This window comes from Micropepsis pineolensis (genome assembly GCF_055392125.1).
The window spans coordinates 2,090,183-2,106,938 of the sequence record NZ_AP042408.1 but is presented as its reverse complement, the minus strand read 5'-3'; the positions used below and the strand labels follow the sequence as shown (position 1 = coordinate 2,106,938).

At 59.0% G+C, this 16,756-nt stretch carries 14 protein-coding genes; 6 read left to right on the top strand and 8 right to left on the bottom strand.

The features are described from left to right. The first annotated feature begins 201 nt into the window (after window positions 1-201). Window positions 202-3,570 carry a carbamoyl-phosphate synthase large subunit gene (carB, locus tag ACZ5RI_RS09360; protein ID WP_464511757.1) on the top strand — a complete coding sequence of 1,123 codons (3,369 nt, stop codon included), beginning with the start codon at window positions 202-204 and terminating at the stop codon, window positions 3,568-3,570. Window positions 3,571-3,672: 102 nt separating this feature from the next. After that, window positions 3,673-4,146, top strand: coding sequence for a transcription elongation factor GreA (gene greA / locus ACZ5RI_RS09355; RefSeq protein WP_464511752.1), 474 nt, complete (start codon window positions 3,673-3,675; stop codon window positions 4,144-4,146). 150 nt (window positions 4,147-4,296) lie between these two features. Here greA and ACZ5RI_RS09350 read toward each other — a convergent pair whose 3' ends face one another. The 3 genes from ACZ5RI_RS09350 to ACZ5RI_RS09340 all read right to left on the bottom strand — a co-directional run bounded on the left by ACZ5RI_RS09350 (window position 4,297) and on the right by ACZ5RI_RS09340 (window position 6,927). Continuing rightward, on the bottom strand, window positions 4,297-5,097 hold the full coding sequence (locus tag ACZ5RI_RS09350) for a family 1 encapsulin nanocompartment shell protein (protein WP_464511748.1): 801 nt from the start codon (window positions 5,095-5,097) through the stop codon (window positions 4,297-4,299). Window positions 5,098-5,119: 22 nt separating this feature from the next. Further along, entirely contained in the window at window positions 5,120-5,482 is a 363-nt protein-coding gene (locus ACZ5RI_RS09345; RefSeq protein WP_464511742.1) for a ferritin family protein, read from the bottom strand. Window positions 5,483-5,697: 215 nt separating this feature from the next. Next, complete coding sequence (locus tag ACZ5RI_RS09340) at window positions 5,698-6,927, bottom strand: argininosuccinate synthase (RefSeq protein WP_464511737.1); 1,230 nt, start codon at window positions 6,925-6,927, stop codon at window positions 5,698-5,700. Between the two features lie 127 nt (window positions 6,928-7,054). Here ACZ5RI_RS09340 and ACZ5RI_RS09335 point away from each other — a divergent pair, with 127 nt between their 5' ends. Next, the gene (locus tag ACZ5RI_RS09335; RefSeq protein ID WP_464511734.1) at window positions 7,055-7,480 is read left to right on the top strand and encodes an Rrf2 family transcriptional regulator; all 426 of its coding nucleotides are present in this window, start codon (window positions 7,055-7,057) and stop codon (window positions 7,478-7,480) included. On the opposite strand, the gene msrB is transcribed toward ACZ5RI_RS09335, so the two are convergent. The 5 genes from msrB to ACZ5RI_RS09310 all read right to left on the bottom strand — a co-directional run bounded on the left by msrB (window position 7,477) and on the right by ACZ5RI_RS09310 (window position 13,766). Then, entirely contained in the window at window positions 7,477-7,959 is a 483-nt protein-coding gene (gene msrB / locus ACZ5RI_RS09330; protein ID WP_464511730.1) for a peptide-methionine (R)-S-oxide reductase MsrB, read from the bottom strand. The two genes, ACZ5RI_RS09335 and msrB, sit on opposite strands and share 4 nt — an antisense overlap. A gap of 22 nt (window positions 7,960-7,981) precedes the next feature. Continuing rightward, window positions 7,982-10,633, bottom strand: a complete 2,652-nt coding sequence (locus ACZ5RI_RS09325) for a glycosyltransferase family 2 protein (protein WP_464511726.1) — start codon at window positions 10,631-10,633, stop codon at window positions 7,982-7,984. 82 nt (window positions 10,634-10,715) lie between these two features. Continuing rightward, window positions 10,716-11,288, bottom strand: a complete 573-nt coding sequence (locus ACZ5RI_RS09320) for an FKBP-type peptidyl-prolyl cis-trans isomerase (protein ID WP_464511721.1) — start codon at window positions 11,286-11,288, stop codon at window positions 10,716-10,718. A 39-nt stretch (window positions 11,289-11,327) separates the two neighbouring features. Continuing rightward, window positions 11,328-11,990: a LysE family translocator gene (locus ACZ5RI_RS09315; protein WP_464511717.1), complete on the bottom strand. Its 663-nt coding sequence runs from the start codon at window positions 11,988-11,990 to the stop codon at window positions 11,328-11,330. A gap of 453 nt (window positions 11,991-12,443) precedes the next feature. Next, window positions 12,444-13,766, bottom strand: coding sequence for a dihydroorotase (locus tag ACZ5RI_RS09310; RefSeq protein ID WP_464511712.1), 1,323 nt, complete (start codon window positions 13,764-13,766; stop codon window positions 12,444-12,446). 187 nt (window positions 13,767-13,953) lie between these two features. On the opposite strand from ACZ5RI_RS09310, the gene ACZ5RI_RS09305 reads away from it, so the two are divergent. From ACZ5RI_RS09305 to radA, 3 genes are all read left to right on the top strand, one after another. Continuing rightward, window positions 13,954-14,640, top strand: a complete 687-nt coding sequence (locus ACZ5RI_RS09305) for a VOC family protein (RefSeq protein ID WP_464511708.1) — start codon at window positions 13,954-13,956, stop codon at window positions 14,638-14,640. A 2-nt stretch (window positions 14,641-14,642) separates the two neighbouring features. Further along, entirely contained in the window at window positions 14,643-15,245 is a 603-nt protein-coding gene (locus ACZ5RI_RS09300; RefSeq protein ID WP_464515580.1) for a DNA-3-methyladenine glycosylase I, read from the top strand. 72 nt (window positions 15,246-15,317) lie between these two features. After that, complete coding sequence (gene radA, locus ACZ5RI_RS09295) at window positions 15,318-16,745, top strand: DNA repair protein RadA (protein ID WP_464511704.1); 1,428 nt, start codon at window positions 15,318-15,320, stop codon at window positions 16,743-16,745. Window positions 16,746-16,756 lie beyond the last annotated feature (11 nt).

Below are 16,756 nucleotides of genomic sequence, written 5' to 3'. Positions count from 1 at the left end.
TTCGTCACGCCGGTTAGCAAAAACGGGTTTTGTGCAGATAAATCGGCAATTCCACACCTTGCAAACCCTTAAGTTTTCGTCGGAAGCTAAATAAGGGTTGCCCTTGGACCAAACCCCGTCTAAACGATCCCCTTAACCTGCAATACGGCTGGCCACCCGACATGTCGCAAGATATGCCGGCTCTTTTTGCGCGAGAACCTTATGCCTAAACGCACCGATATCCACACAGTCCTCATCATTGGCGCCGGTCCGATTGTCATCGGACAAGCCTGCGAATTCGACTATTCCGGAGCGCAGGCCTGTAAAGCGCTACGGGCCGAGGGATATCGCGTTGTTCTGGTCAACTCCAATCCGGCCACCATCATGACCGATCCGGGGCTGGCCGATGCCACCTATATTGAACCGATCACCCCAAGCTTCGTTGAAAAGATTATCGCCAAGGAAAAGGCTAATGTGCCGCAAGGCCGGGTCTTCGCGTTGCTGCCCACCATGGGCGGGCAGACGGCGCTCAACACGGCACTGTCGCTGCGCAAGCGCGGGGTGCTGGAAAAATATGATGTCGAGCTGATCGGTGCGTCGGCAGCCGCCATCGACAAGGCCGAAGACCGCGAACAGTTCCGTCAGGCCATGATGAAGATCGGGCTGGAAGTCCCGCGCGGCGTCACGCTGAAGGGCTATCTGCGCCACAAAAAGGATTCTGCGGGCAACTTCGTCTATGACGATCAGAACAACCCGGTAATGGAGCTGGCGCCCGAAGCGTTTCAGCATGCCCTCGCCGCGCTGGATACCGTTGGCTTGCCGGCGGTTATCCGCCCCTCGTTCACGCTGGGCGGCACCGGTGGCGGCATCGCCTATAACCGTGAAGAATTTTTCGAGATCGTCGAAAGCGGTCTGGATGCCTCGCCCACCGGTGAAGTGCTGATTGAAGAATCCGTGCTGGGCTGGAAAGAATTCGAGATGGAAGTCGTGCGCGATAAGGCCGACAACGCCATCATCATCTGCTCGATCGAAAATGTCGACGCCATGGGCGTGCATACCGGCGACAGCATCACGGTGGCCCCGGCTCTGACGCTGACCGACAAAGAATATCAGCGCATGCGTTCGGCCTCGATTGCGGTACTGCGCGAAATCGGTGTCGAGACCGGCGGTTCCAATGTGCAGTTCGCCGTCAATCCCGAAGACGGCCGCATGGTGGTAATCGAGATGAACCCGCGCGTCTCGCGCTCCTCGGCACTGGCCTCCAAGGCGACGGGCTTCCCCATCGCCAAGATCGCGGCCAAGCTGGCGGTTGGCTATACGCTCGACGAACTGAACAATGACATCACCAAGGTGACCCCGGCTTCGTTCGAGCCGACCATCGATTATGTCGTCACCAAGATCCCGCGTTTTGCCTTTGAAAAATTCCCCGGCGCTTCGCAGACCCTGACGACCTCGATGAAGTCGGTCGGTGAAGCCATGGCGATTGGGCGGACCTTTGCCGAATCCTTCCAGAAGGCGCTGCGCTCGCTTGAAACCGGTCTGACCGGTCTGGATGAGATCGAGCTGACCAACGAAAAAGACGCCATCCGCGCCGCGCTGGCTCATACCTCGCCTAACCGCTTACGTCTGACCGCACAAGCAATACGCTATGGCTTCCCGATGACGGAAGTTGCCGCGATCACCAAATATGATCCGTGGTTCCTCGATGAAATCGCCACCATTCTGGCCGAGGAAGACCGCATCCGCCAAAACGGCCTGCCGCAAGACGAAGCCGAAATGCGCCACATCAAGTCGATGGGCTTTGCCGATGCGCGTCTGGCCAAACTGACCGGGCAGACGGAAGAGGCGGTGCGCACCCACCGGCTTAAGCTCAAGGTGCGCCCGGTCTATAAACGGATCGACACCTGCGCGGCGGAATTTGCGGCGCTGACCCCCTATATGTATTCGACCTATGAAAGCCCGGTGGGCGGTGTGGTCGAATGTGAAAGCAAACCGACCGACGCCAAGAAAATCGTCATTCTGGGCGGTGGCCCCAACCGTATCGGTCAGGGTATCGAATTCGACTATTGCTGCTGCCATGCGGCCTATTCGCTGTCCGAGCGCGGATACGAGACCATTATGGTCAACTGCAACCCGGAAACGGTCTCTACCGACTATGACACGTCGGACCGGCTCTATTTTGAGCCGCTCACCGCCGAAGACGTGCTGGAAATCGTCACCAAGGAAAAAGAAAATGGCACGCTGGCCGGTGTGATCGTGCAGTTCGGCGGCCAGACCCCGCTGAAGCTGGCGGGCCAGCTGGTCGAAGCCGGAATTCCGATCCTTGGCACCTCGGCCGATGCCATTGATCTGGCCGAAGACCGCAAACGCTTCCAGGTACTGATCAACAAGCTCGGCCTCAAGCAGCCGCACAACGCCACCGCGCTGACGCCGGACGAAGCGGTCGCGGCGGCAGCCAAGCTGGGTTATCCGGTGATCCTGCGGCCGTCTTATGTGCTGGGTGGGCGCGGCATGGTCATCGTCAACGATGAAGCCACGCTGAAGACCACGGTGCAGTCGGGCGAATTGTTCCGCATTTCGGGCGACAACCCGGTGCTGATCGACAGCTTCCTCAACAGCGCCACCGAAATCGACGTTGATGCGCTGGCCGATGCCGCCGGGAATGTCTTCGTTGCCGGGATTATGGAGCATATCGAAGAAGCCGGGGTTCATTCGGGCGATTCTGCCTGTTCGATCCCGCCCTATTCGCTCAAGCCTGAAATCATTGCCGAAATCGAGCGTCAGACCATTGCGCTGGCCCAGGCGCTTCAGGTGCGCGGGCTGATGAATGTGCAGTTTGCCGCACAGGGCGACGATATCTTCATTCTCGAGGTCAATCCGCGCGCCTCGCGCACGGTGCCCTTCGTGGCCAAGGCCATTGGTAAGCCGGTGGCGGCGATTGCCGCGCGCATCATGGCCGGGGAATCCCTGCTCAGCTTCTCGCTGACCAAGGAAAAGCCGGATCATATCTGCGTCAAGGAAGCGGTGCTGCCCTTTGCCCGCTTCCCCGGCGTTGACACGGTGCTGGGACCGGAGATGAAATCCACCGGCGAGGTTATGGGGGCCGACATCAGTTTTGGCCGCGCCTTCGCCAAAAGCCAGATCGCGGCAGGCCAGAAGCTACCGATTTCCGGCCGGGTTTTCATCTCGGTCAAAGAATCGGACAAGCCTGAAGCCGTGACGCCGATCAAAGCCCTGGTCAAAATGGGATTTGAGATCATCGCCACCCGCGGCACCGCACAGGTGCTGAGCGAGGCCGGAATTCAGGTCAAGCCAATCAACAAGGTGCTGGAAGGCCGCCCCCACATCGTCGATGCCATCAAAAATGGCGATGTCCAGTTGGTGATCAACACCACGGAAGGTTCGCAGGCACTGACCGACTCTGCCTCGATCCGGCGGACAGCGCTAACCATGAAAGTGCCCTACTACACAACCCTTGCGGGTGCCCGGGCTGCAACCGAGGCCATTTCAGCCTTACGCGAAGGGTCCCTTGAAGTCGCCAGCCTGCAGTCTTACAGTTCAGAAGCGCCCGCGTCGCATTTGGACAATTAAGACCGTCTCTCGCGTGGTGGTGCTGCGTCTTATCCGGGCTTAGCCGCTCTGCCATAGCACTATGGCGGGAGGTCGTTTTCTTCTTATCAGGGTTTTGAGGACATGGAACGTATACCGATGACCGCCGGCGGCTACAAAAGTGCCGAGGCTGAGCTGGACCAACTCAAGAATATCGAACGTCCGGCGATCATCCGCGCCATTGCGGAGGCTCGCGCGCATGGCGATCTGTCAGAAAATGCTGAATACCATGCCGCCAAGGAAAAGCAGGCTTTCATTGAAGGTCGCGTGATTGAACTGGAAGATCTGATCGGCCGCGCCGACGTGATCGATGTGTCAAAATTGTCCGGTAGTGCGATCAAGTTTGGCGCCACCGTGACGCTGGAAGACGAAGATACCGGCAGCAAGAAAAAATATCAGATTGTCGGCGATTTCGAAGCCGATGCCAAAGCTGGCCGCATCTCGATTTCCTCACCGATTGCGCGCGCGCTGATCGGCAAAGCCGAGGGCGACACGGTCGAGGTCGCGGCCCCCGGCGGTGCCCGCTCCTACGAGATTCTTAAAGTGCAGTGGCTTTAAAACATCCCATCCTGAAGCAGTGAAAATGCGGCGGCAAATAACTTTGCCGTCGTATTTTTTTGTGCCCCCCCCCCCTTTTTCCGGCACGGCGAAAAAAAAGACCCGGCAGCACAAAACCGCCGGGCCTTAAAATCCAATATCAACAGGCTTTTATGAAAGCACAAACCCCACCACCGCTTCCGGCGTGATCACGCGGAAGGTAAAGCTTTCGGTCAGGAACAAGGTCACCGCGCTGCTGGTTTGAGTATGATAGCCGATGGCCAGATCCTGCCCAACCGTCAGCACAGCATCACCGCCACGGGCGGCCACCAGCATAGCATCCTTGACCGCAGCGGAATAGAGCACTTTGCCGTCGATCTGGGCCTCGATCAGTGTGCGCAGCGTGCCGCCCGCCACCGGATGGGCGAGGAATTTCAGCAGCGCCAAATTGACGACGAAGTTATAGCCGCCTGCCACACCGGCTTTCAGCAACTGCCCTTGCGCCGCCCCCACCGCATCAATGACGGCGTCGGCATCCAGCCGCAACGGGATCTGCCGCCCCGCCACCACGGTGTGCAGGCCCGCAATCCCTGCCGGTTCCAGCCCATTAAACACCGCCGCATCTTCAAACCCAGCCACCGTACGGCAGGCTTCCAGAAGCGGATCAAGATCAATATCTTTGGCCCCGCGGGCGATATTATCCAGCTCCCACAGCGGCAAATCGAAATAGAGCCGCGTTTCGGCCAAAGGCTGCACCTTGTGCACGCCATAGCCTAATGTCTTACTCGTGGTTTCCTGCACCACGTTCAGGCGGCCTTGCGGTACCGCGGCATAGGCCAGACCATGCGGCCCGTCGAAATCAACAAATTTGCGCGCGGACAGATTGGTGCTGAGCGCGTCTTTCGCGGTGGCGTCAATCAGCTGCCAGGCTTCGGCACTGATCGGGGCTAAAGCTCTACGCAGAATATCCATGACTATCTCCTGTCCCGCATCATCACGATTTCAGACTACCGATACCCAAACCAACACCATTGGCCGGTGGGGGCGCACTGGGCGCGGGGCCGCCCAGAAATTCCTCCTCCACCTCAGCCTCGCCACGGGCGTAAACCTCCGCCTCGCCGGGATTGAGTTCTTTGATCAGGCGCTGGAATTCACCGACATGGACGAGTTCCTCGTCCGCGATGTCTTTGAGGACCTTTTGCGCCAATGCGTTATCGGTCGATTCCGCCAGTTGCTCGTAAAGCTGGGTCGCTTCGTATTCCGCGCAGACCATAAAGCGCAAAGCGCGGACCAATTCGGCCTCAGTCAGGGGCCGGTCGTGTTTTAACACGCTGAAGGGACTGGAAAATTCAGGCATGTTTACTCCTTCTCAGCAGGAAACATCCGGGTCCAATTCTGACACGTTTATTAGTATCATTAAACCACAGTTTTACGCGGTTTGAACTGCGATATTGTGTTTTCTACTGTAAATCGCAAAAAAAACAGCGCGGAAGGCATCTTCCGCGCTGTTTCGATTTTTGTAACCCGGCACATCATCCTTCGACGTGCTCAGAATGATAAAATGGCGAAACGTTACTTCGCCTTGCGGTTACGCACCGCCAGAGTGCGCAGGCGCAGGGCGTTCAGTTTGATAAAGCCCGCCGCGTCCTTCTGGTCATAGGCACCCTGATCGTCCTCGAACGTGACGAGGTTCTGCGAATAGAGCGAATAGGGCGACGAGCGGCCAATGACGATGACATTGCCCTTGTAGAGCTTGAGACGCACCGAACCGGTGACATATTCCTGGCTCTTGTCGATCAGGGCCTGCAGCATTTCGCGTTCCGGCGAGAACCAGAAACCGAAATAGACCAGCTCGGCATATTTCGGCATCAGCTCGTCTTTGAGATGCCCGGCGCCGCGGTCAAGCGTGACGCTTTCAATCGCCCGATGGGCGGCAAGCAGAATGGTGCCGCCGGGGGTCTCATAGACGCCACGCGACTTCATGCCGACGAAGCGGTTTTCGACCAGATCGATGCGGCCGATGCCGTTATCATGGCCCAGCTCGTTCAGCTTGGTCAGGATAGTGGCCGGGCTCATCTTGACGCCATCGATCGAGACGGCATCGCCCTTTTCAAAGCCAACCTCGATAATGGTCGCCTTGTCGGGGGCGTCTTCCGGGCTGATGGTGCGCTGATAGACGTAAGGCTCCGGCTCGACTGCCGGGTCTTCCAGCACTTTACCTTCGGACGAGGAATGCAGCAGGTTGGCATCGACCGAGAACGGGGCTTCGCCACGCTTATCCTTGGAAATCGGAATCTGATGCTGTTCGGCAAATTCCAGCAACTTCGTGCGGCTGGTCAGCGCCCATTCACGCCACGGCGCAATCACCTTGATATCGGGCTTGAGGGCATAATAGGCCAGCTCGAAACGGACCTGATCGTTCCCCTTGCCGGTGGCACCATGGCAAACGGCGTCGGCCCCGGTCTTCTCAGCAATCTCGATCTGCTTCTTGGAGATCAGCGGGCGCGCAATCGAGGTGCCCAGCAAATAGATCCCTTCATAAAGCGCGTTGGCGCGAAACATCGGGAAGACGTAATCGCGAACGAATTCTTCGCGCAAATCCTCGATGAAGATATTCTCCGGCTTGATGCCGAGCATTTCCGCCTTGGCGCGGGCCGCGTCCAGTTCGGCACCCTGCCCCAGATCGGCGGTGAACGTCACGACTTCCGCGCCGTATTCCGTCTGTAACCATTTGAGAATGACCGACGTATCCAGACCGCCGGAATAGGCCAAAACGACCTTCTTAATCTTTTTATCAACCACAGCTAGCAACCCTTCATCGACTGTGCCCGCATAATACGGTTTACGTTCAGGAATTCTACCCCTTGCCCCCGGACTTCCGTGAAGATTGGCCCTTGCAAGATGCGTAACTGTCCCTATTCCTATAGCTATGACCAGTCTGAAATTCGCCACAGCCCTGCATACGTTACTGCTTCTGGCCCATCTGAAGGCCGACGCGCCGCTGCGCGCCCAGGCATCGCGCACGCTGGCCGACAGCATCGGGGCCAATCCGGTGGTGGTACGCCGCATTCTGGCCCAGCTGATGGCCGCCGGGTTGGTGCAGACCCGTTCGGGCTCCTATGGCGGGGCATGGCTGACCCGCCCGGCCAGCCAGATCACCTTAAGCGAGATTTATACTGCGGTGGACGAACCCGCCGGCCCCGGCACCCGGCCCGCCTGCAACCATGAATGTCCGGTGGGCCGCGCCGCCCCCAAGGTGATTTCGGGCCTGATTGATCAGATGCAAACCGCCGCCGAAGCCGTGCTGGCCGAACAGACGCTGGCCGATATGCTGGTCAAGCTGGAAGCGTCTTAAACGCTAAACGCAGCCCCTTCCGGTGCGCCACGGGCCAGCAGATCGGGCAACACCGTCCCCGCCGCCACAAAGCGCAGTGCCGCCGAATTGAGGCAATAACGCAAGAATGTGGGCCGTGGCCCATCCTCGAACACATGACCAAGATGCGCGCCGCAGCGGGCACAGCGATTTTCCACCCGCACCATACCATGGCTGAGATCTTTGATATTGGCGATATGGTCGGGGCAAAGCGGCGCATAAAAACTAGGCCAGCCGCTGCCGGAATGAAATTTGGTATCTGAGGCAAACAGCGGCAGCCCGCACAGGCCACAGACATAAACGCCATCATCCGCGTTATCGACGAAGCCACCGCAAAATGGTGCCTCGGTCCCCTGCCCCAGTAAAATGCGCCGGGCTTCGGGATCAAGGCGCAAGGCCAGCTGTTCGATTTCGGCCCGCGATGGCGGGGTGAGCTCGAAACCCAATACAGAACGCGTCATCGGCACCTCACATCGTAAGGCTTTATTGCGCGGTCGCCACCTTGCGGTTTGACCGGGCGCTGATCACCGCCGTGGTGATGGTAGCAGCATAAGGCAGACTTTGCACCGCCAGCATAACCGCCCAGACAATTGCCGCCGGATCGTCATAACGCCCAGTGGCGAAGACCGACACAATCGCCAGAAGACAGAGCACAAACAGCATGGTCTCTTGCCAGACGCCGCGTAAGGCCTGACTGAGCTTGGCCTGATCGGCCAGTTTTGGCGTGCGCAGGAATGCCTGACTTTTCGTGAACAGGCCGAAGATCACCGCCTTGGCCACGGTATGGGTCAGCGCCAGACCGGCGACAGAAGCCATCGCCGCCCCCATCACGCCAGAGCCGACCTTGGAGGGGTATAACAGCAGCGTCTTGCCGGTTTTGACCGCAAACAGCGCAATGGCCGCCAGCGAAAACACCGGCATCGGCACATAGACATAGCGTGGCGCGCCCCACATGGCCGCTGACCAGATCAGCGCCATCAGGGTGACGATCAGCCCCAGACTGTCGGAAATCCACGGCAGCCAGCCGCTGATGAACTGATAGCGCTGGGCCAGCGACAGCTTGCTCCGACCACGAAAAATCTCGGCAGCATGGCGCTTTAAGATCTGCATCGCACCATAGGCCCAACGGTAACGCTGGCTTTGAAACGCCTTCAGCGTATCGGGGATCAGACCGCGGCCCATGCTTTGCGGCAGATAGGCGGCCCCATAGCCAGCCTCGAACAGCTTGAGGCCCAGCTCGGTATCTTCGGTGATGCACCAGGTGGCCCAGCCATCAACCTGTTGCAGCGCATCTTTACGCACAATGGTCATGGTGCCGTGCTGAATGATGGCGTTATGCTCGTTACGCTCGACCATACCGATGCGGAAGAAGCCGCGATATTCCTCATACGCCATCGATTTGAAGGCGCTTTCGCCAGCATCGGAATAATCCTGCGGCCCCTGCACCAAAGCAATCTGTGGCGAGGCAAACAGCGGCAGCGTCAGACGCAGCCAGTTCGGCTCGACCTGATAATCACTGTCGATGACGGCGATATATTGGGCTTCTGGATCGGTCAGCGCCAAAGCGATGTTGAGCGCGCCCGCCTTAAAGCCCGCCACCGGGGCAAAATGGAAAAAGCGAAACGGTGCCCCGCCCAAAGCGGTCAGCTTTTCGCAATGCGCCGCCACCGGCTTCCAGGTTTCTTCATCCGGGGTGTTATTGTCGAGGATGATCACCTCGAAATCATCATAATCGAGCCGCGATAGCGCATTCAGCGTCTCGATCATCATCTCCGGCGGCTCGTTATAGCACGGCACATGGACGCTAACGCGGGCCCCCTGTTCCGGGATGGCGGCGGGCACCCGCCGCGCCTCGACCCGCCACAGGCTGGAGGACAGCTCCACCCCCTCGGTCAGGATGACGATGGCCGCCAGCAGAACCAGCGGGATCATGGCGATGATCAGTAAAAGATCGATCCAGTCGACATAGCTTAATAACACCACGTCGATGACCATCAGAATGCCGGAGATTACCGCCGCCACCAGAAGGCCCATCACGAAATAGCCGCGCTGGCGCACCTTGGGCATCCGCCCCAGGATCAAAAGGCCAAAACCCAGCGTGAAGATGGCAGCCAGTACCATATAACTGCGCCACTGGGGGAAAGACCGCAGCAACCCGGTGAAGGCAAATTTCGGCGTGCCATCGGCGCTGTAAAGCCCCCAATAGGCCCCGACAGCCCCCTCGACGCCGGATTTCCACGGCTGGTCATAGGCTTCGATCAGATAATAATCATAGCCCTTATCCAGCGCGAATTTGACGAAGTTACGTACGAAAAAGGCTTCATTGGCCACCGTTGCATCGGCGGGGCCGCGCGGACGGCCCTGCGATGGCCAGCCCACCTCGCCAATCACCACGGGCTTGCCGGGAAACTCCTCCTGCACCATGTCATAATGGCGTTCGACAAAGCCCATCGCATCGCCAACCGGCACACTTTCCCAGAATGGCAACAGATGCACGGTGATGATATCGACATAGCGGCCCAGCTCTGGATGCAGCATCCAGGTCGACCAGGTTTCCGCCGTTGTCACCTTGATGCGGGCGGGCAGCGCCTCGCGCACGCGCCGGATATAGGCGTTGAGCTGATCGGTGGTGACATCACCGCGCATGATCGCTTCGTTGCCGACGATAACGCGGTCGATCACCCGCCGGTTCGACTGGATCGCCTTTAAAGCGGTGGCAATTTCGTCTTCGTTTTCTTCAAGGTCGGCGCTGATCCAGATGCCGAGCGATATTGTCACGCCATAGCGGCGGGCGGCATCGGGCACCTTGTCCATGCCACCGGCCACCGTATAGGTGCGCACATGGCTGGTGAAACGCGACAGCTGCGCCATATCGGTGTCGATACGGGCTTCCGTGATGTGCTTATTCTCACGCTCGGAATAAACGTGGCTGGGATTATAGGTGACACCGCGGACATAGCCGTCCCAGTCCGGGGCGGTGACGGTATAATCGCGCCCGGCCCAGAACAGGGCACTGGCCCCCACCACCAGAACCAGAGCAAGCGCAATGCGCCACGCCCCGCCGCCGGCAGGCAGACGTGTCTTGTCGGCCTTGCGCATCGAGCGCAACCCCTTACGCTGCCGGAAGCCCAACACCGTCCGCCATCCTGTGCTTAAAACCACCCGAGCCACGGTAACCGATTTTGGCTACCGCGGCAGTAAAAACCAAGAGGGAAAATCAGTTCCCCGAATCGTCGGGACCAAGATCCTGATTATCGTCGACCTTATCGGGGTCGTCGTTCGGACCGACCGGACGCTTCTTGGGCGGCACCACTTTCATCAGCTCGACATCAAAGACCAGGGTCTGATTGGGCGGAACGCTTTCGCCCGCGCCACGTTCGCCATAGGCCATGTTGGACGGAATCACGATCTGCCAGTGATCGCCGACCCGCATCAGGGTAAGCGCCTCGGCCCAGCCGGGGATCAGCGAATTGACCTTGAAGCGGGCGGGCATACCCGGTTCGGTACCATCAAACACCGAACCGTTAATCAGCGCGCCGGTATAATAGACCGTCACATAATCGCTGGCATGGGGGCGCGCGCCATAGCCATTGTGCAGAATACGGTATTGCAGGCCACTCGGCTTGATGATTGTGCCCGGCTTCTTAGCATTGGCTGCCAGAAAAGCCTGATTAGCCGCCGGCGTGAGCTGTGGGTCGATTGGGGCCTTCTTCGCCGGAGCCGCCAGAGCCGAACCGGCGCCGAACAGGACAAAAGCCGACACAACCAATCCTAAACGCAGCAGATTCATCAACTTTTCTCCTGAATGCATCTTAAATACCGTAATGGGTCAAAAGATATCGAGACCGGCCAGATGGAGCAAGACGATAGCCCCGAAGGTGGCAACCAGAAGTCCTGATACCTCGTTGATCCGGCGCACGATAGCGTCGTTGATGCGGGCATGCAAAAGCCCGACAACCGTCGTCAGCGTTAACCACCATAACGCCGAGCCGACGAAAACACCCAGCACCACAAAGGAAGCGGTCAGAAAGCTCGTATTGGTCCGGGCATCAGCGAAAATGCCCACCCCCGCGATCAGGGCGGTATAGGCAAAGAAGGTTGCCGGGTTCGACACCGTCAGCATGAAGGTGGAAGCCACGGCGCGGGCCTGCGACGGCGCCGATTTCACCGGGGCGCTAAGCCGCTCGCGGAAATTGGGCGGTGGCGGCGCAAAGAATGTGCGAATACCGAAAGCCATCAGAAACAGCCCGCCGAACAACTGCATCGGAAAGGAATAACCGACAATCAGTTGCGACAGCGCCGTGATGCCAAAAGCGGTAATCGAGGCAAACATGCAATCGCCCAGGGCAGCGCCCAGGCCAGACATGAAACCATAATATGTGCCAAAATGCAGTGTTCTGCGGATGCAAATCAGATTGACCGGCCCGATCGGAATCGCCGCAAAAAATCCGAGCAATGCACCCGAGATAATGAGTTGAATATACCCCACCATTTAAACTCGTTTTTTTTCGGCCATGCGATCCAGATGTCGTAGCAAAGCAGACCTACTCCCCATTTTATTTTGCCGCCGAGAACGCTGGGGCTTCAGCCCAGACCTTCAATTTCCGGCAAATTGTCATACCATCCGAAGTATCCGCTGGCAGTAAAGATAGATCACCAACAAAATACCACGTCACTGCCCCATGGGGGGGCAATGTCAAATTATTAATGCATAACCCCAAACCCGAATGCCGCCAGCATGGGCACGGCTACGCCAAACGCTTGAAATTCCTCCTATCTTTTTTCAGCCCCGGACGCAAATCGGCCAGACAAACCGGATAGCCCCTTAAAGGCTGTACCACAACCCTACACCGGGTGTGGACGAGAAGGCTGCTAAGCCACCCCAAACCGCGGTGCAATGCAAGACAAAACTGCACCCACCTCAAGTTGTCAAATCAGACCAATTTCAGAGAAAGCGGAAAGCCTGCCCCTGCCCCGACTGGATCAGCGCCCCGTCCTGCATGACAATTTTACCATCCAGAATGGTGGCAACCGGCCAACCGGTCACCGTCATACCGTCAAACGGTGTCCAGCCGCAATTGGAGGCCTGGGCGGCATTTTCGATCCGCGCCTGACGTTTCAAATCGACCACCGTGAAGTCGGCGTCATAGCCCAGCGCAATCCGCCCCTTGGCACAGAGGCCGAACAGCCGGGCTGGCCCGGCGCTGGTCAGATCGACAAAGCGCTCTAAACTCAGCCGCCCGGCATTAACATGGTCAAGCATCAGCGGCACCAGGGTCTGTACCCCCGGCATACCCGAAGGTGATGCCGGATAGGGCTTGGCCTTATCCTCGCGCAGATGGGGGGCGTGATCCGAACCGATCACATCAACCAGCCCGTCACGCACCGCCTGCCACAACGCCTCGCGCACCTCCGCCCCGCGGACCGGCGGGTTCATCTGCGCCAGCGTGCCCAGACGCTCGTAACACTCCGGCGCGCTTAAGGTCAGATGCTGGGGCGTCACCTCGACCGAGGCAAAATCCCGCGCCCCGGCCAGCAGCGGCAGCTCGACCGCCGTCGAAACATGCAACACATGAAGCTTGCGCCGAGCCGCCCGGGCCAGACGCAGCACCCGCTCGGTCGAGAGCCGCGCCGCTTCATCATCGCGCCACACCGGATGGCTGCGCGGATCACCCGGCACAGTATAACCGTCTTTGCGGGCTTTCAGGCGGGCTTCATCTTCGGAATGCACCGCCATGCGGCGCGCGCCACTTCTTAGCGCGGCATCGATATCCTTTTCATCGGCGAGCAGCAGCGTACCAGTGGACGAGCCAAGAAAGGCTTTTACCCCGGCCGCACCGGGTAATTTTTCCAGCGTCGCCAGTTCGCCGACATTGCCCGCCGTCGCGCCGACATAAAACGCATAATGGCAATGCATCCGCCCGGCGGCACGCGCCAGCTTATCGTTCAGCGCTTCAGCCGTGGTGGTCGGGGGGCTGGTGTTCGGCATCTCGAACACACCGGTGATGCCGCCCAGAACCGCCGCGCGGCTGCCGCTTTCCAGCGTCTCGCGCGCTTCCCAGCCGGGCTCACGGAAATGCACCTGGGTGTCGATGGCACCGGGCAAAACGTGAAGACCGCGCGCGTCATAAACGGATGCGGCCGGTGCGGTGCCAAGGCTGCCGATGGCCGCGATCTTACCGCCACGGATGCCAATATCGGCGGGGGCGGTGCCGTTTGGCGTAACCGCAATACCGCCACGCAAAATCAGATCGAATGCGTTTTCCATGGCGCTAGAATTAAGCCAGCTGCACGGGCTTGGCAATCGGGATTGGTAATCGGACACACGCATGCGGACCGCCCCAACAATCCATAAGCACGGAAAAAGGAAGAATATTACGGCTAAACCAGGCTTTTCGCTTGACGCGAGCGGTGTGCGTAGCAGAGTAAATATGCGCAATATGAGGGATTCGCATATGCTGAACCATGTCTCTGTTGGTGTGCGTGACGTTGCACGTGCCGCCGAGTTTTATGATGCCGTTCTGGCCCCGCTTGGCTATAAGCGCGTAATCGACTTTCTGCCCACCGCCATTGCTTATGGCGACAAGGCCCCGAGCCTGTGGATTCAGTTGCCGCGTGGCCAGCAGGAACTGGTGGTTGGCAACGGCAGCCATCTCAGCCTGGTTGCCCGTAGCAAGGATGCCATTCAGGCGTTCTATGATGCGGCTCTGGCGCATGGCGCCACGGATGATGGCGCCCCCGGCCCGCGCCCGGATTACAGCCCGGAATATTATGCGGCCTTTGTCATCGACCCCGATGGCAATCGGCTTGAAGCGGTGCTGATCGAAGCTCCTAAGGTTGAAAAGCCTGCCAAGGCCAAACCCGCCAAGAAAAAGGCTGCGGCCAAAGCGGCAAAGGCTGCCAAGCCGGCTAAGGTTGCCAAGCCTGCCAAAGCGGCCAAGCCTGCGAAAAAAGCCAAACCGGCGAAAGCGGCCAAGCCCACCAAGGTGGCAAAGCCGGTCAAGAAAGCCGTCAAGCTGGCAAAAAAAGCCGCCAAGCCTGCAAAGGCTGTAAAGCCGGCGAAGAAGGCCAAACCGGTGAAGATCACCAAGGTCGCCCCTAAGGCTGGCAAAAAGGCCGGTAAGAAGGCGAAAAAGAAGTGAGTTTGAGCGGTGACACGCTGGGCCGCGGGCGCTGTCCTTGGCCGGGCGAAGATCCGCTCTATCTTGCCTATCACGATACCGAATGGGGCGTGCCGGAATATGATTCCCGCGCCCTTTTCGAAAAGCTTATCCTCGATGGTTTTCAGGCCGGGCTGGCCTGGATTACGATCTTGCGCAAACGTGAGGATTTTCGCCGCGCCTTCGATGGGTTTGCCCCTCAAACCGTCGCGCGTTACGGCGAGAAAGATATTGCCCGGCTGCTGAAGGATGCCAGCATCGTCCGCAGCCGGGCAAAAATCACCGCCGCCATTACCGCCGCTCGCCTCTGGATCGAGATAGAGGCCAAAGAGCCTGGCGGTTTTACCGAACTGATCTGGAAGCATGTCGACGGCGCGCCCGTTGTCCACCGTTACAGAACCGCAAAGCAGGTTCCGGCCTCCTCGCCGATGAGCGAAGCGCTGTCAAAAGACCTCAAAAGCCGTGGCTTTAAATTCTGCGGGCCGGTTATCGTTTATGCCTTTGCGCAGGCGGTTGGTATGGTCAACGATCATCTGACCAGCTGCTTCCGGCATGGCGAATGTCAGAAGCTGATTACCACCAAATAAATTGGTATTTTCAAAACCAATCAATATGTTATTAGACATCGTTCAGATGCCGCTTCAACATGAGTATGGGCTATGGCCAAATCTTCTGCCAGCTTTGTCTGCCAATCCTGCGGTACGGTTGCCCCCAAATGGGCTGGCAAATGTGATGCCTGCGGGGCGTGGAATACGCTGGTTGAAGAAGCCGCGCCCACTCCACTGGGGGCTGGGGCGCGCAAACGCGAACGCGGCCGCGCCTTTCAGCTGGAAGACCTCAAGACGCTGGATAAGGAACCACCACGGCGCATTACCGGAGTGAAAGAATTTGACCGGGTTTGTGGCGGCGGTCTGGTCGCCGGTTCAGCCTTGCTGATTGGCGGCGATCCTGGCGTCGGAAAATCGACATTGGTGTTGCAGGCTCTTGCCTCCTATGCCCGCGCCGGGGGCCGCTGCGTTTACATCTCGGGTGAAGAAGCCGCGGCGCAGGTTCGCCTGCGTGCCGCGCGCATGGGTCTGTCGGATGCCCCGGTGGCATTGGGGGCTGCAACCAACGTCGAAGATATTCTGGCCACCATCGACAAGGGTGACACGCCCGGCATTCTGGTGATCGACTCTATTCAAACGATCTGGACCGGCGCGCTGGATGCCGCCCCCGGCACCATCGCACAGGTCCGCACCGGCTCGTATGATCTGGTGCGCTATGCCAAGGCGACCGGCGCGGTGCTGCTGCTGATCGGCCATGTCACCAAAGACGGCCAGATCGCCGGACCGAAGGCGGTCGAGCATCTGGTTGATGCTGTGCTCTATTTTGAAGGCGAACGCGGCCATCAGTTCCGCATCTTACGTGCCGTGAAGAACCGCTTCGGCCCCACCGATGAAATCGGCGTGTTCGAAATGACCGGTAAGGGATTGAGCGAAGTGGAAAATCCCTCGGCGCTGTTTCTCGGCGACCGTAACGGCAACACCCCCGGCACGGCGGTGCTGGCCGGGCAGGAAGGCACCCGCCCCATCCTGGTCGAGGTTCAGGCGCTGGTCGCCGAAGCCGGTTACGGCACACCGCGCCGCGCCGTGGTTGGTTGGGACACCGGGCGGCTGGCGATGATCCTGGCCGTGCTCGATGCCCGCTGCGGCCTTGGCGTCAGCGCCCATGATGTCTATCTCAACATCGCCGGGGGCTTGAAAGTTACCGAACCGGCGGCGGATCTGGCGGCGGCGGCGGCCCTGATGTCGTCCTACAGCGGGCGGCCCCTGCCGCGCGATACGGTATTTTTTGGCGAGATCGGTCTGTCAGGCGATGTGCGCCCGGCACCACAGAGTGAATTACGCTTGAAAGAAGCGGCGAAATTGGGTTTTTCTCGGGCTGTGGTCGCCGAAGGCATCAAAACCGTCATTGACGGCATCACGTTACAAACTGTCCGGCAGGTTTCCGATCTGCTAGACATTACCGGCAGTGGTGAGCCACGCCCCAGCAGCCGTTCGAATGCTGGTCGTCCAGATTCTGGTCGTTCGGATTCCGGGCACTAAAGCCCCTGAAA

Coding starts and splice junctions, on each gene's coding strand:
- carB (WP_464511757.1), top strand. CDS start 202: ATGCCTAAACGCACCGATATCCACACAGTCCTCATCATTGGCGCCGGT.
- greA (WP_464511752.1), top strand. CDS start 3,673: ATGGAACGTATACCGATGACCGCCGGCGGCTACAAAAGTGCCGAGGCT.
- ACZ5RI_RS09350 (WP_464511748.1), bottom strand. CDS start 5,097: ATGGATATTCTGCGTAGAGCTTTAGCCCCGATCAGTGCCGAAGCCTGG.
- ACZ5RI_RS09345 (WP_464511742.1), bottom strand. CDS start 5,482: ATGCCTGAATTTTCCAGTCCCTTCAGCGTGTTAAAACACGACCGGCCC.
- ACZ5RI_RS09335 (WP_464511734.1), top strand. CDS start 7,055: ATGACCAGTCTGAAATTCGCCACAGCCCTGCATACGTTACTGCTTCTG.
- msrB (WP_464511730.1), bottom strand. CDS start 7,959: ATGACGCGTTCTGTATTGGGTTTCGAGCTCACCCCGCCATCGCGGGCC.
- ACZ5RI_RS09320 (WP_464511721.1), bottom strand. CDS start 11,288: ATGAATCTGCTGCGTTTAGGATTGGTTGTGTCGGCTTTTGTCCTGTTC.
- ACZ5RI_RS09315 (WP_464511717.1), bottom strand. CDS start 11,990: ATGGTGGGGTATATTCAACTCATTATCTCGGGTGCATTGCTCGGATTT.
- ACZ5RI_RS09310 (WP_464511712.1), bottom strand. CDS start 13,766: ATGGAAAACGCATTCGATCTGATTTTGCGTGGCGGTATTGCGGTTACG.
- ACZ5RI_RS09305 (WP_464511708.1), top strand. CDS start 13,954: ATGCTGAACCATGTCTCTGTTGGTGTGCGTGACGTTGCACGTGCCGCC.
- radA (WP_464511704.1), top strand. CDS start 15,318: ATGGCCAAATCTTCTGCCAGCTTTGTCTGCCAATCCTGCGGTACGGTT.